We start from the raw sequence: 15,884 nt of genomic DNA on the forward strand, positions 1-15,884 counted from the left end.
CAATCACAGGTGGGATAAAATCCCACCTGTGATTGCACGCGTTTCCTCTGCGGCACAGGAATCAGTTGTTGCTTCCGGCCTTGTAAATGCGCTGGATGATGTGTTCGACAAAGCGCTTCAGCAAAGCGGAAACTTCGCCTCTTGTGGCCAAACCGGAAGGATCGAAAGACCCGTCCTCTCTGCCCTGGAGCAGGCCGCAGTCGGTCGCCCAAGAGCAGGGATCAATCGCCCATTCGGAGATTTGCGTTTGGTCGGTGTAACGGGAGAGATTGCCGCTGCTTGTCGTTTCCTCACCCATGAGTCGGGCGAAATGATAGAGGATCTTCGCCATTTGTTCCCGCGTGACCGGGTTGTTGGGTCTGAAGCTGCCGTCGCCGTAACCGGAGACAATGCCGTTATCCGCCGCCCACTCCACATAGGCGCTGCACCAGGAATTTTTCTGCACATCGCGGAATCTGGAGCCGTCATAATTCGCCGTATCCACATTTGCCATCCGTCCCAGGACCGTTACAAACATGGCTCTCGTCATCGTCAGATTGGGAGAGAACACATTTTCGCCAGTTCCTTTGAACAGTTCGCGGGCGGTGACAAAGTCGATATACGTCTTTGCCCAGTGGCTGTCAATGTCGCTGAAGTGCTTGGCGTTGTTGACCAGAGCATAGTCGCCGGGTTCCAGAGCCAGATAGAGGACTTTTTCATTCTCTACCATACACCAGGGGACAATATAGGTGCTGCCGTCTGCTGTGGTGCAGCTGACCACGATACCATCGTCTGCAATGCTCAAATCGCTCGGCACGCTCAGAAGCAGGCTATTGACCGAATCACCGCTCTCCAGCGTTCTCTGGGGGATGATGACGATGTACTTCTCGTTTTCGATCACCACGTCATCCGCCTGGTTCTTTTTGATGATCTCGGCCTCTTCCTTCTCGGTGAAGGTTTCACCGCTGATGATGCTTCCGAGGCTGCTGCCGCCGCCTCCTCCGGAGGACGAAACCGCTGTGACCAGCGCGGCTTTATAACGGGTAGGATCGGCCGCGTCACGGACGACCACTTGGTACTGCTGCCCGTTGGTAAGTCCTGAGAAGTAGTTTGTGCTCTTCCAGTTGATCAGTTCGTTCTGGTCAATGAAGCTGCTGATGTCGGAGTTCTCGATCGCCGCAAGCTGCTTCTCCGCCGCCTTGTATTCCTCGGATGTGGTATCGGCGATGGAAGCAAGGTCCTTTTCGGCCTGTGCGACCGCCGCTTCCTTCGCCGCCTGGGCGTTGGCCTCTGCTGCGGTCCTGGACTGTTCGATGAGTTCATCGATCTCACTGTAGGCCGTCATCTCAGTGCTGTCCACGGGGAATACAATGTACTCATACCGCTCCGCGCCGGTAGCCTTCACCGTAATGCTGCTGGAGGTCGTGGTCGTGGTGAAGTTCACGCTGTGGTCATTGACGGTCAGCTTGCGGATCAGATAATCCTCCTCTGTGCTTACGGCCGGATCGGGAGTATCCTCCGCGTCTCTGACATAGAGGACGTAAACGCCGGGGGTGAGATCCTCAAAGCTGACGCCGCCCAATTCCGTGCTCTTCCAGTTCAGTCCATCGGCAAAGGCTCCGAATCCGTCGACCGTTCCATTATAGTTCTCTGCAGACGGGATCAGTGCAATCTGATAGACATTGTGGACGCCGTCGGCGTCAATGCTGTCATAGCTTCCACCCATCAGCTTGGAGGCATCAATGGAAATGCTGCCGTTGTCCTTGGCATTGTTTGTGGCTGCGTTGACAGTGATGGCATCATTCTGCGCCATCAGGGAAATGTCTTCGATCTCCTTTGTGGCATCCTGCTCGTTCCCCGCGCCATCCACAGCGGTCAGCTTGTAGGAGCCGTTGTACAGCACCTGGATGGAGCCCTTCATGACGTCAGCGTTGTCGGCTGTAGCGATCACATAGTCGTCCAACTTAATTTGGGCCAGTCCGGCGCTGCTGCTCTCGCCCTTGGTGGCGGAATAGGTAATGCTGGGCGCCGAAAGGACGCTCTCCGCCTCCACATAACCCAGTCTGATGCTGGGCAGGTCACTGTTGAGCCGGTTCATCAGGAAGATCTCATTGGCGTACTTTCCATCCAATTCCGCAGTCAGCTTATAGACGCCATTCTGTACAACGGGATACAGCGTCGTCTTGGGTTCCGCATCCCCGATTTGCACAGGCTCGACCTTCTCCCACACGCCGCGGGTCTCAACGGAAACGCTGCTCGCCGGAACGACCGTGGTCGCGTCCGCCGGAGTGTCCGTAATCTCCGGGTCACCGACGAGATTACCCTTTCCATCAACGGTGGTGACCGTCTTTCGCAGGACCCAGGTGGTCGGCACAGGGGCTTCCTCAGTGTCTTCCCCGGTTTCACCCGTGATCTCCTTCTCCACCAGTTCATAGCTGGTAGTGACCGTGGTTACCGTGATCTGATAGTACTCGAGTGTGGTATCCGCATTCTCAGGCACGTTGCCAATCTTCGTCAAGACATCCAGATAGGCGAACTGGTCCTTTTTGAGCATGGCGTCATCCGCAACCGCAATGGATTCATTGCCACTGTTCAGATAGACCCAGTTCCTTTCCATGACCAGAGGCTCATCCGTAGCCGACACAGTGCTGTTGAACCAGTCTACCATGATCGTGCGGCTGGAGGTATTGCCCGTAGTGTCCGTGGCACTGACTGCGAAGGTACCGTTTCTCTTCACCACCACGTCAAACTGACGGAAATTGTCGTTTGGCGCGCTGTAATTGGCCGTAGCCGCATTGCTGCTGCCGGGGTCGAGCGTGGCCTGGGCCAGGCCGTTCTCGTCCACGATATAAACGGTGACGGAGAAGCCATCGGGATATTTCGCAGGATCCAGGCTCGCCGTCTCAGGCATGATACGGCTGAAATAGATCTGCGGAGCTTCGCCGCCGACGTCAGGCATAATCGGCAGATTGCCGGCAAAATGCTCCACCATGTAGTCAAAGACGGCGCTGTCGCTGTTCACCCTGACCGTGACCCTGCGGGTCTTGTTGGCGGGGTTGCTGCCCAGGTTGATGGTGGCATAGCTGCCCTCGCCCTTGCCGCCTGTGGCGGTGAGGTTCTGCGTCTCCACGTCTTCGTCATTGCAGCTCACCTGGATGCTTCCGTCGAAATAGAGGTCGATGGTCTCAGCCAGGGTGTCGAAGGTGAAGGACGTGTTGCGCATTTTTGCATTGGATGTATCACCCAGGTAGGGGACGGTGGTTTCTTCGCCGCTGCCCCACTGGGCCACAGCGCTCGGGAATACCCAGGCTCCGGATTCGTCCGTCTCGGGATCGATCTGCTGACCCCTGGCGTTATACCAGGTGAAGCGGCCGTTGTCCTTGAAAATATTGACGCCGCTGCCGGCCTCAGTGACCGTGTAGGAGATGTCCACCCAGGCATTGGTGTTCTTGTCCGCTACGCGGATGATACCGCTGCCCTCGTCGGAGGGGCTGAGAACCAGGTAGCCGTCCGCGCCGGTGCCGCTGGAGCCCATGTTGTAATACAGAATGCCCATGTGGCTCTCATTGGTCGCCTGTGCCTGACAGTTAAGCTCGTTGACCTCGATCACGGGCACGGTCTGCTCCGTGGTAGTGACGGGCAGCGCCAGACGCATGGTGGTGCCCAGCGGGATGGTCAGCTTCTGAGGAGCGGAGAAGAAGCTGGTGGGCTCCAGAGAATCGTAGACGGCATTGTTGTCCGGCACATACTCATTGTCGAAAGCGGAGACAAGCAGGCCGTCGGCAGACAGGGAGCTGATGGAGGTATTGTCGTCGAACACGGATACCACCAGATTCAGGCTGCCAGTGGCAGTTGCCAGGCAATAGGCGTCCTTGGGTACCAGAATGGTACCGGAGACAGTACGTTCGTAGCCTGCCTTCAAATCTTCGCCATCTTTACCGACCAGACGGAGGATGCCGTTTTGCTTGTCATCGTCAGCGGATGCGGCTTCGATAGGAGTTTGATTGCTGATCTCAAAGCTGCTGTTGGTGATGTCCAGAGGCGAGTAGACCGCCTTCTGATAGTCGGTGTCGCCTTCCTTGACCTCCTCCATGGTCCGTCCGCTCTGATAGGCGAACTGGATGTACGGAGCCACGGCGTTTGCCGCACCGCGGTTGGTGACCTTCATATCCACCCCGATCTTGACCATCTGCTCACTGCCGACGGTCTCGACACCCAGGGTGCTGAACTTCAGGTCTTCCACAGCCAGCTCAGGCTTGTTCTCGATTTTCCGGGTAACACCGCCGTCCAGAGAGCTGTATTCGAGGGGAGAATCGACATATTCAGTGTCTTCGCTCACGGTGAAGTAGATCTCGCGTCCCACGAGATTTTCCGGCAGCGCTTTGGTATAATCGCCGGTGCTCAACTGGGTGGTTACCGTCTGACCCACCGCGATGTTTTCGGTGATCTCCCACGTAAAGAGCTCTTCGCCAAAACCTTTGCCGCTTTGATCAGAGATGCACAGCTTCACAGTGATGGGATTTGCCTCGGAACCAAGCAGCGAGACGTCGCCGGTGTTTTTGAAGGACACCACGGGACGCAGCCGCGCGCCGGTCACAAAGTTGGGAGACTCGAAGGTAATGCTGGCCTCGCCCACACTCTTTTCACCTACGCCGAAGGACAGGACGTAGATGCCGGTGGTGGTGTCCATAGTACCGTCATCCTTGTACTTGCTGGTGACGATCTTTGTGCCCTTTTCGCCGTAGAACTCAGTTTCCTCCAGCTCGGTCTTGGTGCCCCGGGCCAGAATAACCAGCGTGGACTGATCCACTGTGCCGGCTGCGCTCTCCGAGTCTTCCGAAGTTTCGGGCGTCTTCGTCAGGCCCAGCGCCACTGCCAGATCACTGAAGGTGAAGGAGGTCATCAGGCCCCGTTCGTCCGTCTCATAGCCCTCCAGCTTGCCGTAGTAGGCCTGCTCGGTCTCCTCGGCGTTCCAGCAGTTGGCGATGGAGTCCTCATAGACCTGCATCTGGTTCATGGCCAGCATGCGGCCCTCGCCAAATTTCTGGGTGTTTGCGTCATACTTGGATACATAGATGGCGTTGTTGGTGGTATAGGGAACGGTGCTGGTGTACACGGCAGAGATATTACCGTCGCCGTCCACGCCAATATCCATGCTGCCCCGTCCGCTGTTCTCCTCTGTGGGGGCAAAGAAGGGAATGATACAGCCGCTCCCCTGATCGGGATCCGTGATGGATGCCAGACTCGTTTCGGGGACCACATAGGCCATGCCGTTCATCTCGAACATCAGGAACAGGCTTTCCTCGGTATCCAGAGCCGTAAAGCTCAGACTCTCGCCGAAGTTCTCCTCCTCCCCGGTCAGATTGCCCAGTTTGCCCTGCAGGAACTTCACGGTGCCGAAGTAGGGATCATTGTGTTCCTCCACCAGTTGGAGACCGTTGCCGTCAGTATTGCGGTAAACGCCGTCCTTGGAAACGCCGGTCGTACCGGTCAGGCTGTTGATCATCGCATCTCCACCGCCGGATTCGTTCAGATCCACCAGCGTGCGCAGCATTTTGGCCGTCTCCAGTGTGACCGCGCCGGTAGCTGTGTCCACGCTTCCCTTCTGCAGATACAGCTTATGCACGTTGGCGTCGCTGTAACTGTCACCGCTCACGCTGGTCACGGTCTGGGTGGCGGTATAGGCCAAATAGAAAGTCGTGTCATCCAGCATCACTATGTCCACGCTGGACAGGCGCATGCCAGCCTGCTCCCAGCCCTTCGGCGTCCAGCCGGTGGTAACGACCTTACCATCGTCGGTCTGATAGCTGAAGAAGAACTGCGTGTTCTTGCCATAGACGTCATCCGTCGAGGTGGTATAGGCGTAGCGGAACGCCGCGCTGGGATCGCCCGAACCGGTGGAAAGGCCGTTTGCGTCGGTGCTCACATCACCCTTGCTGGCCTCGTAGTAGTCTTTCGCCTTGTCGGTGGCAGCTGTCTTCTCGTCGGAAGTATAATTGTTGCTTCGGGCGAAGAAGGTCAGCTTGCCGTCGGGACTGACAGAGGGCAGGAACTTATAGGCCCCGTCGTTCGCCTCCGCTACCACCTCCGGCTCTGTAAAGCCGTTGTCTGTGCCGCCAACGGTGAAGCTTGCCGTCTTGATCACCGTGTTACGGGCGGAATTCGCCAACAGCTCCTGGGTGCTTGCGGAGGCCGTGGCGTTGCCGGCATAGTAACCATACCAGGCATCGTAGGCAGCCTTCAGACTCGAATATGTCTGGTATGCTGCCTTGTATTCTTCCTCCGCTGCATCATAGGCAGCCTTGTCCGTTGCGTACTGCGCAAGCGCCGCATTATACGCGCCTTCGGCAGCCGTGTACGTTTCGTAGGTACTTGTATTGTAATAATTGCCGCTATCTGCATCCTGCGTATAAGCCGACTGCTGCTCTTCGCCCAGTGCATCGAATTCATCAGCGGTCAGATAGTAATCCGTTTGCTTGGGCGCAGTGGGTTCTGTAACACCCAGCGTCGGCTCCACCGGTTTGAACGCCGCCTCTTCATAATTGACGTTGTTCATATACACCGTCGCGTCATTGCTGTCGGTGTAGCTGGGGCGATATACATCTGCGTCCGGCATCGTGGGCTTGGTGCTGCCGTCCGCGGCAGTTTGCGAGGCATAGCTCACCCAGGAGACATAGATCGTATTGCCGTTCACCTGACCGGAGAAGTCCAGATCGCCGGTGTTATCGTTGTCCACGACAATATAGGCGGGCTCGGTCCCCCCATCCACGGGGTTCACCAGACCGATATTCTCCTCCGCACCGGTATTCTGAATCTTAGACAGCACCAGCATGTTGGAGTCCACGGCATTTCTGATACTACTGGGATCCCGGCTGATGGTATAGAGCAGGTAGTTTGTATTGCCCACGGTCAGCAGCTGATAGTCCGCGCCGGAGCCGAGGCCCTCAGCCAGACGGAAGGCGTCGCCGGACGAGGAATAGCCGGAGATCTGGAAGGCATTGTCCGCGAGATTTTCGGGATCGAAGGCCAGAGCCTCGATCTCATCCATGACCTGGTCCGCGTACTCAGGCCCGAAAATCTGCTGTGCGGTGAAGGTGTTGGCAGGAATGGTGATCTTGATGCCGGGGAAACCTTCATCCTCATCGTCCAGTCCGTAAGTAGCTACGTCCGTAGTCTCGTTGAAGGCATACCACGCAAATTTCCAGCCGCTTGACTTGAAGCCATCTTCTGAGCCATCATCGCCGCCACGGTTCATATCATATTCCTTAGAATAGTCGATGCCGAACTGGATCATGTCCATTTCAAAATTGAAGAACAGGAGTACCACGCGCACGCCGAATCCGGCCCGGAATTTGAAGTTGTCAAAACTGAATTTCTCAACTTCGCCACCAAAGGCGGACACCATATCATCACTGCTGACCAGGCTGGCCGCAGCGCCCATCACAGAGACGGAAGAAGAGGAGGGGTCACGCAGATTGGAGCCCTTCGTGGCGGCGTTATTCTGCCGGGTGAAGAAGGACATGGTGATGGAGATACTGGCCTTAAAATAGATCTCAGCCTTCAAACACTCCACGCCGATACCGGCGCCCACTTCCATGTAAGCGCAGGGGGTCAGGGACAAGCCGGAGAAGTAGGTATCGTTGCGGATTTTCTCAATGGCCACGATCGTGTCCACTTCCGCGCGGGCGTCGAGAACCGTGAGCCGAACAGGGATATCAGAGCTTTCGGTTCCGTTCACCTTTTCATCCAGCATGACCAGCACAGGCTCGCTGCCGTCAGACCGGATGTAACCGAGACACTCCCAATCGTCATCGCTGGAGCCGGTCTGCTTCTCGATTTTCAGCGTGCCGCTAAAATACGCGTTGAAGGCGTCGCTGTTACAGATAAACTCGATGCTGCAGCCCGGAGCGCCATTGGCCACCTTCTTGCCGGACGCGCCGTCCTGGTCATCAATCCGCCATTCGTCCAGCTCATTTATCGATGATAGCGTATATTGCGAACTCGTGCCGCTGTTGATATCGATATACCCGGAGGTACCTTGGCCGACTTCCACCACCTCGCGCTCATTGATGACGCCGCCGGCAGCCTCCAGGCTGACGCCCACCACGACATAAGCATAGATAATGGGGCAGACGCCCAGGCGGACCTCTTTGCGGTACTCGAACCCGAACTGGAGGAAGATCATCGCGCTGGTAAAGTGATAGGTATTGTCAACGGGACTGTATTTGAACATGACAGTGACGTTGAAGGCCAGGCTGAACTCCTTGCTGGAGCTGTGGAGCAGCTTGTCGTTGTACTGGGGCTTGCCAGTCTTCGGGTCTTTCACGATATGGCCATTGCTGTCCTTCTTCATCATCCGATGGGACTGTGCCGACTTGATAGACTGCCACTGTTCGCCCTTGGGGTTCAGATTATCCAGGATACCCTGGGCCTGATCAATGTTCTCACTGACAGGATTACCCGTCTCCCATTCGGCCTTGGTGTTCTGGATAAAGGAGTGCGTACTTAATTTTTCGTTCGTCTGGCTTTTCGTGTAGTAGTCTTGCTCCTTTTTGCAGGAAGCCAGAGGCACACCGATGGAGAAGCCTATCTCATCGCCGTCTATGATGAGAGTAACATAATCCGTAACCGCGAAACTCATGGAAGGCAGCTCAATACCCATGTCCATGTTGAACTCCGAGAAGGCGCTGCTGCTTGCACTGGAGTCGAAGCTCTGATTGCTGCCCGCGTCCGGGCTGGTCATGACGCGCAGGTTGCTTCCGTCCGGGACGGTCTTGAATCCGGCGGGGTTAACGGAGTCCACGCTGATTCTGTATTCTCCGGATTCAATGGTCTCGTCAAGGGCGGAGACATCCGCAGAGCCCGAATACAGGTCGTGGCTGGCGTGGATCTCATCCGTTGTCTCAGACTGAGGACGGATACACAGTGCCACCGTGTCGTTGGGATTGAAGCTGCCCAGATAGAGGTTGGTCTGCGCTGCGTCATAGCCGCTTGAGTAGTTCCCACTTTTATCCTCAGCGGCCACAGGCAGCATGTCGCCGTAGAGGGGGTCGCTGATAAAGACCGCCGCGGGATCATGGAACTCATAGAGCAGATTGCCGCGGTAAGCGGTGGACCAGTCCTCCCGCAGGAACTTGGCGTCGGCCAGGTACCAGTCGGATCTATTGGGGTCCTTTGCTACTACGGAGGGCTTATCCTTAGTTTCGTGTTCCTCCCCATCTCCATCCATATAGATATAAGTGGGGGTGGGTGTTCCGCAGTCGCCGCCCAGAGGAACGTCCACGGTCTCCAGGGAGTTGGCGACCGCGCCGAACATGAGCTTGCCGTCGCCGGAATAGGACCCCGCCGCATGGGTGATGACCGGCTTCTTGCTGTTGTTATAGACAACGGTCTCGGAAGTGTACTTGCCGCTGTCAATGAAGCGGAAGCCCTGCATCTCCTTGCTGAGGGCAGAAAACGCCGCCGAATCCGTGATAGAGGTGACAAAAGAGGGCAGGATCTGCGCAGGATCATCAGATTTATACCCTGCCGGGACAGAGAGGCATCGCGGGGTCATATTGTAGTAGAATTTCAGGAAGTGCTGCACAGGCTGTCCGTCAGCACCAAAGACGGGGAGGAACTCAGTAATGTTGTACTGATCCTCGTCCAGGACCTCCACCAGCACGTCATAGACTTCGACTCCGTCCTTGACCACAGGCGTAAGAATGAACTGGTTTGCATCCGTCAACTCGCCATCGATCTGGCCGTTGCCGTTGTAGTCGATGTAGTGCTCAATACGGCCGATGGACAGGGTCATGTCGCTCTCCACGGAGACATAGTCGGAGGCGTAATAGGTAAAGGTAAGCTCATTCATGCCGAACATGCCCATGCTGATGGGGATAAGGGCATCGCCTGCGTACGCTTCACCGTTAAAGAGGATCTGATCCGTGTGAGGCAGGTGGAAATTGATGTATTGGAGGTTCTCGACAGTCCCGTTGGAGGTCACCATGGTAGACGTATTACTAAACTGGTCCGCCGTCAGGTACTTCGTTTCGGTCTTGAAAGGAACCGTGTAATTTCCGCCCTCCATTTTGGGGGTCTGGCTCACCTTATAGGAAAGTTCAATGCTCGCGTTTTGAAAGAATTTGTCCACGGTGTTCTGGATCTGCTCAGTGTCCAGATTGCCGTCCTCGGTCCGGGGAACGGAAGGGGCCACATTCACATTGATCTTCTGCACGCGGTTGAGGACCACGTTGACCGTGTAGTCGTCACTGGTACTCAAATCACCGCCACTGGCAAAAGTCAGTCCATTGGAACCCACAAGCTTCAGAGTGGCGCTCTTGTCATCCCCCACCGTACCGGTGTTGACTATGTCGCCCGCGCTGTTGGTGAGGTATAGGGGAGTTTTGCCGCTCTCGGTGGGGATGTACTGATAGCTGGAATAAATGGGACCCGACAGCGTCAACGTGGTGCCGACGTACACATTTCCAGATTGATCCACGCCGCCAGCGCCGGACGCCACGGAGATTGAGGGCGCAATCGCCTTGTACAGACTCGTGCGCTCCGCCGCGGTGATGGTATCGTCATCCGCCGTGTGGACCAGGTATTTGATATCTCCCGTCAACACCCGGCGCGCTGCCTCGGCCTTCAAATAGACGGAGCCGCCGGCGTCTCTGGTGTCAGCCCAGCCAACATCCTCGGAACCCAGGGCAATGAACAGGCCCGCAGACCCCTTGACGACCGGAATTGTTTTGCTCACATTCGAGTAGTTTCCGGCCGATCCTCTTTTGACAAAGTCAACGGTGCTGTCTATCTGGTTCAGAGAGTTTCCCGATGCGCTATTGGTCAGGCCCACCGAACTGGTCGTGTGATACTGATTTGCCCAATTGTTCTCCGTTTTGCCGCGGAATATGGCATACACATTGGTAAACAGCTGGTCGAAGTTTTCAACGGTCTGCTTGTTCCACTTGAGGTATCGATTGTTCGATTTGCCAACCGCGCCGGAATACCGGCCCATATAGCCGTCAGACTGTTTCGATACCTGACCATAATCATCCCAGCCGTTGTAGGACAGGCCCTGGGTATCGTTGACGATGGCACTGGAGCTGAAAGAACCATCCAGCGCCGCACGGTCGGTCCAATGGGTGCTGATAGGCATGGTGGTACGGTTGAAGTTCAGGGTCGCGCTGAGATCATAGGTCAGCGCGCTGACGTCGCCGCTTCTCCCAAAGGAGAAACCCACATCCGCGCTTTCCTGCGTCACAGGCTGGGCAATCACCGTATCGCTGCCGGAGGGCGCAATGGCCCCTGTGGTCTGGGTATTGCCGGACACGTCGTCCGCCTCAGGGGTATAGAGCATGGTGGCCAGATTCGGCGTTTCGCTCTCGCCGCTGTTGTAAAGCTTCACCCGGGCTGTACCCTTGCCCTCGACCACAGCGCTGTTGCCGCCGCCGATGGGGTTGTCCAACACCACGGTAAAGCTGAGGTCGCTGTCCTCCTCAGCGATGACCTCGCCGTTGTTGATCAGAGGGATCTCGATGGTCATCTCATCCATATCCGTGGAGAAGTAGAGCTGCCCCTCGGTGTAGGAATAGTCCTCGCCGGCGACGGCGGTGCCGTCTTCGGTGTGGTAGTCCACCGAAGTCACATATTGCAGCGCGCCGGTGCGGCACACGGTCAGTTTTGCCGTCCCCGCGGCCTTGTCCACGGTGATATCGGTGGTCTCAAAGGCGAAGAAGCTGGGCTCCTGCTCCTCGTTGTCCTCGATGGAAATTGCCAGAGTGTTGGCGGTATCATACAGTTCGCCGCCCTTGCAGGCACTGATACGCAGAGCCAGCAGCTCCACGTTTTCCGCCTCGTCGTCATCCACGGGCAAAATCCTGATTTCCTTGACCGACTCGCCCTCGGCGAAGGTCATGGTGAATTCATAGGTGCCGTAGGGGGCGATTTCGTACTTCTCGGGATCCAGAACGCTGAAGCTCTTCTCCGGGTTGCGCTCCAGATCCTCCGGAATGGCGGGCAGGTCGTCATCGTCAGGCACATACACCTCGCCTTTGTAAGAGGTAGAGCAATAGCGCTGGCCGCCCACGGTGTAGATGCAGCGGATGTCGCCGAGTTCCAGAACATCGTTGTCCACATCCAGCGTCTTTTCAGTGCCCACGTCGCTCCACATACCGTCGGCATTCTTGGCCTGCCAGAGGTACTTGCTCGCCGTGACGCTCAGGGACAGGACCGTGTGACCGTAGACCGGATTGCCCTCCTCGTCCACGGTGTCAGGCTCCACTACCTCGGCGGAGATCGTTGCCGGATCCTTCGCGGCCAGAGGCTGGACATCCTGGCCGTAGGCCTGATATGCCGCGATGGGCAGCGTGTCCTCCACCATCATCACATAGTCATAGCAGCAGGCCGCCGTAGAAGCGGAGTAGCTCCCGTCATCCATCTGGGAGAGAACGGGAGCCACTGTCACGGTAATGTCTGCCTTGCCGACCGTGCCTCCAAGACGATAGATTTTGATGCTTTTCTCGCCGGCGTCCTCAGCGGTGGCCAGCTGGCTGTTTTCGAAGACGAAGGTTCCGTAAGGGAATTCAGCCTCCCAATCCTCCTCGATGACGTTCCCGTTTTCATCTGTCAATATCAACGAGCCGTCATCATTCTGGATGACAGCAGCCAGTGCCGGTGTCACCAGCTGCGTGCTGAACACCAGAACCAAAAGCAATGACACAAATCTTTTGAACACACGCGATTTCATGTTTTTTCCTCCTACTCCTGGATTATTTATTATAAGATTCTTAGCTCTCCGAAAACGATACCATCTCTATCAGGCCCATTCTCCCAACAGCATCTCCACGACCTCGTTCCACGCCAACTCAACAACCATAAAGCCGCTTTGATACCAGTGAATGAATCCGCCGTTGGTGTCGGCAGTTTCCCAGATTTCTTGATTAGATAAGGCACGAAAACGTACGCTCTGCAGATGCGGTTTCAGATCCACCACGGCGCAGTTTCCCGTATGAAACGTCACCTGCAGCAAATGCCCGTCCAACGTCATTACGCTTTTGATTGGCATTGTTCTGCTCATCGTACAGCCTCCCTCTGGTGCATAAAGAAATCCCCAGTACAAAAATAATTGTACTGGGGATAAAATCTTTTGTAATGAGACGAAATGTCCCTATTTTTCGTTTGAGAGCATTTTTGTAAGCTGCTCCCGCTTCTCCGTCGGCTTTCCGGAGATATGAAGCTTATCATAAATATGCGTCAGTTTATTTTTTACGGTGTGTTCCGCGAGATACAGTGTATCCGCAATCTCTTTCCGCGTCTTTCTCTGGACGATCAGCCGGGCAATTGCCAGCTCGCTCTCCGTCAGGCCCAGATCGGCGGAATTGTTTCCGGAAAGGCCCCGCTTTACGTTCTCCATCTCATCCGCGCAGGCAAGGATGGCGCTGATCTGCTGCGGGTATTTTCTCTGCGTGGCCGTCAGCAGTTCCCGCAGGTATACACCGTTTTCCACGAAGGGCAGGAGGATGCCGTCCGGCACAGCGATCTCCAAGGCGGTGCGAAGTTCCTCCTCAGCGTCCTTTTGCCTGTTCAGGGCATAGTAGGCCGCCGCGAGCTGGATATGGATATGCAGTTCGCACAGCAAATACGGGATCGCCTGACAGGACTTCAGCAGCCCCTCGCTGCGGCCGATCACCACCGCATATTGTTTTTGGGCCAAAAGCACCTGATTGTAGATAATCTCAAACATGGGGCGGGCAGGATTCAGCAGATTGGCCTCCGCCAGCTTTCCATCACGGAGCCAGATGGGGAGACGATCTACCCGGCCCAGCAGCGCGTGGACATAGGCAAGGCAACCGTCCAGCACCGTGAAGAGCATCGGGTCACGGGATGCCTTAAACTGTTCCAGCTTCCTTTCGTACCACTCCTCCTGATACGGCAGCTGGCCGCAGAGCGCCAGCCGCGGAGACAGGAAATCGCAGCACAGCAGGATGTAATTCTGCTGCTCTCCGGCAGCCGACGCCCGTGCTTTTTCCAGCATGATATGCGCATCGACAAACTGCCCCCGGTTGAAAAACGCCTCCGCCTCCATGATCTGTTCCGCGCCCATGCCCTGACCGTCCGTCACTTGATAATAGTACGGCATGGAGTGATTCATCTCGTTGATCTCACTGTCCAGCTTCCCGGCTTCCCGGTGGAACATCATCAGGACAGAGGGGGATCCGAACGTGAAAGAACCATTTTTGGGGATGCTGATGGATGGCCGGGACATCAGACGGCACGCGCTTTGGTGCAGTTGGCTCATAGCAGTGATATCGTTGTAATACAGGAAACTCATGATGAGGTCGCAATTGCCCAGCAGGTTGTTTCGCTCATCCTCTGCCAGCTCAGACTGGCTCACCGCTTTCAGCAGAACATCCTTGATCTTCAGCATTCTGGGGATCTGCTGCCAGGAGAACAGGCGGCGCATCAAAACCAGAAGTCCCTGGAGCTCCGCCATCAGTTCCTCCTCCGTACAGTTGTCCAGCAAGGAGAGAATCCGTTCCGGCGCGATAGCCGCAAGCTGCGTTCCACCGTCCAGACCGATGACGCGCAGCGCGGAGCGTCTGTCGCCTGCCTGATCGTAAAAATTGATTGCCTGGGTATACTGCCTTTGGGATTCATGCCACTTACCATAGCGTGTGCGGCAGGCCGCCTGCTCTTCGGAAGGAAGCCGGGAAAACTGCTTCTGCATGCACTCCTGCAGCATATGGTGGAACCGATAGGTCTGGGTATCGGGAAGATACCGCACGAAGGCGTTGCTGGCACTGAGGTTTCGGACACGATCCGCCACGTCCGTCTGTTCCGTAATATATTCCGCCTGCTGGAGGGAAAATTCGTCGGCGAGGCACATCTTTTGCAACAGCTCCACATAACCGGCGTTCAGTCCTTCCACCAGCGTGTGATCCATCATACCGAGAACATCGTCTCTTCCATCCAGAAGACCTTTCCCCATGGAGATGGATTTCAGATTCAAATAGACGGCCGAGAACCAGCCCTCGCTCTGTTCGCTGAGTTCCGCAAGTTGCTTTTTGCTCATGGACACACCGCAGCGGCGGCAGTAGATGGAAAGCTCTGTGGGATTCAGCCGCAGGTCACCTGTCGCGATGGCGTGCCGCCGTTGTCCAAGATGCATATCCTCGCTCTGTGACAAAATGGCATTGCGGGAGGCAACGATAATATGCAGGTTGCTGACAGGGATGTCGGTCAGTTTGATCAGCATGGACAGCACACGCCCGTCATTCATCAGGTGGTAGTCGTCGATAAACAGAAAAAACTGATCCTCCCGATGACAGAGGTAATCCAGGACGGTCTCCGCAAGCAGGCCGACAGCGGTTTCGCCCATCGGGAAGTCAAACTGACTGATTTGCTTTCCAAGCTCCGTATTGTGAAACGCTCCACAGAAGCTCTTCCAGAACAGGTTGATGTTGTTGGAGTAGATATTGACACGAAATACCTGATCTCCCATCTGTCTGCGTTTTTCCAGATACCATGACACAGCCGTGGTCTTGCCGTAGCCCATTGGCGCGATGATCGTTGTAAACGCACTCTCTTCGATCTGCCGCAGACACTCCTGCATGCGTTCAGATATATATATCGTGTTCAAATTCTCTCTGTATCGTGACATAAAGGCTCCCCTCTCTCCGGAACATACGAGCATATGTATTCTCTGCGCGATGCGCGCATAGGGTCCTCCGGAAACTCTGACTGCAATTTTTAGGGCAACACCGCATAGTTCGGCAAGAGTATTCGGTGAGAGATTTTGAGTTCGGAAAAAGGTACTTTTCGCGGGAATACTTGGTGTATTGCAAGAAAAAGTACCGCATTTCCGGCTCAAAAGATCCGCCGAAGACCGCAGACGCAATTGTGCGGTGTTGCCTTAATCTGTCGTG

At 55.9% G+C, this 15,884-nt stretch carries 3 protein-coding genes; all 3 read right to left on the reverse strand.

Going from position 1 to position 15,884, the window contains the following annotated elements:
• Nucleotides 1-61: 61 nt before the first annotated feature.
• Nucleotides 62-12,706, reverse strand: a complete 12,645-nt coding sequence (locus KQI82_RS10840) for an S-layer homology domain-containing protein (protein ID WP_216632771.1) — start codon at nucleotides 12,704-12,706, stop codon at nucleotides 62-64.
• Between the two features lie 69 nt (nucleotides 12,707-12,775).
• Nucleotides 12,776-13,036, reverse strand: a complete 261-nt coding sequence (locus KQI82_RS10845) for a DUF2442 domain-containing protein (protein WP_216632772.1) — start codon at nucleotides 13,034-13,036, stop codon at nucleotides 12,776-12,778.
• 90 nt (nucleotides 13,037-13,126) lie between these two features.
• Nucleotides 13,127-15,598 carry a winged helix-turn-helix domain-containing protein gene (locus KQI82_RS10850; RefSeq protein ID WP_216632773.1) on the reverse strand — a complete coding sequence of 824 codons (2,472 nt, stop codon included), beginning with the start codon at nucleotides 15,596-15,598 and terminating at the stop codon, nucleotides 13,127-13,129.
• Nucleotides 15,599-15,884 lie beyond the last annotated feature (286 nt).

Source organism: Dysosmobacter acutus (assembly GCF_018919205.1).
Taxonomy (GTDB): Bacteria; Bacillota; Clostridia; order Oscillospirales; family Oscillospiraceae; genus Oscillibacter; species Oscillibacter acutus.

Coding starts and splice junctions, on each gene's coding strand:
- KQI82_RS10840 (WP_216632771.1), bottom strand. CDS start 12,706: ATGAAATCGCGTGTGTTCAAAAGATTTGTGTCATTGCTTTTGGTTCTG.
- KQI82_RS10845 (WP_216632772.1), bottom strand. CDS start 13,036: ATGAGCAGAACAATGCCAATCAAAAGCGTAATGACGTTGGACGGGCAT.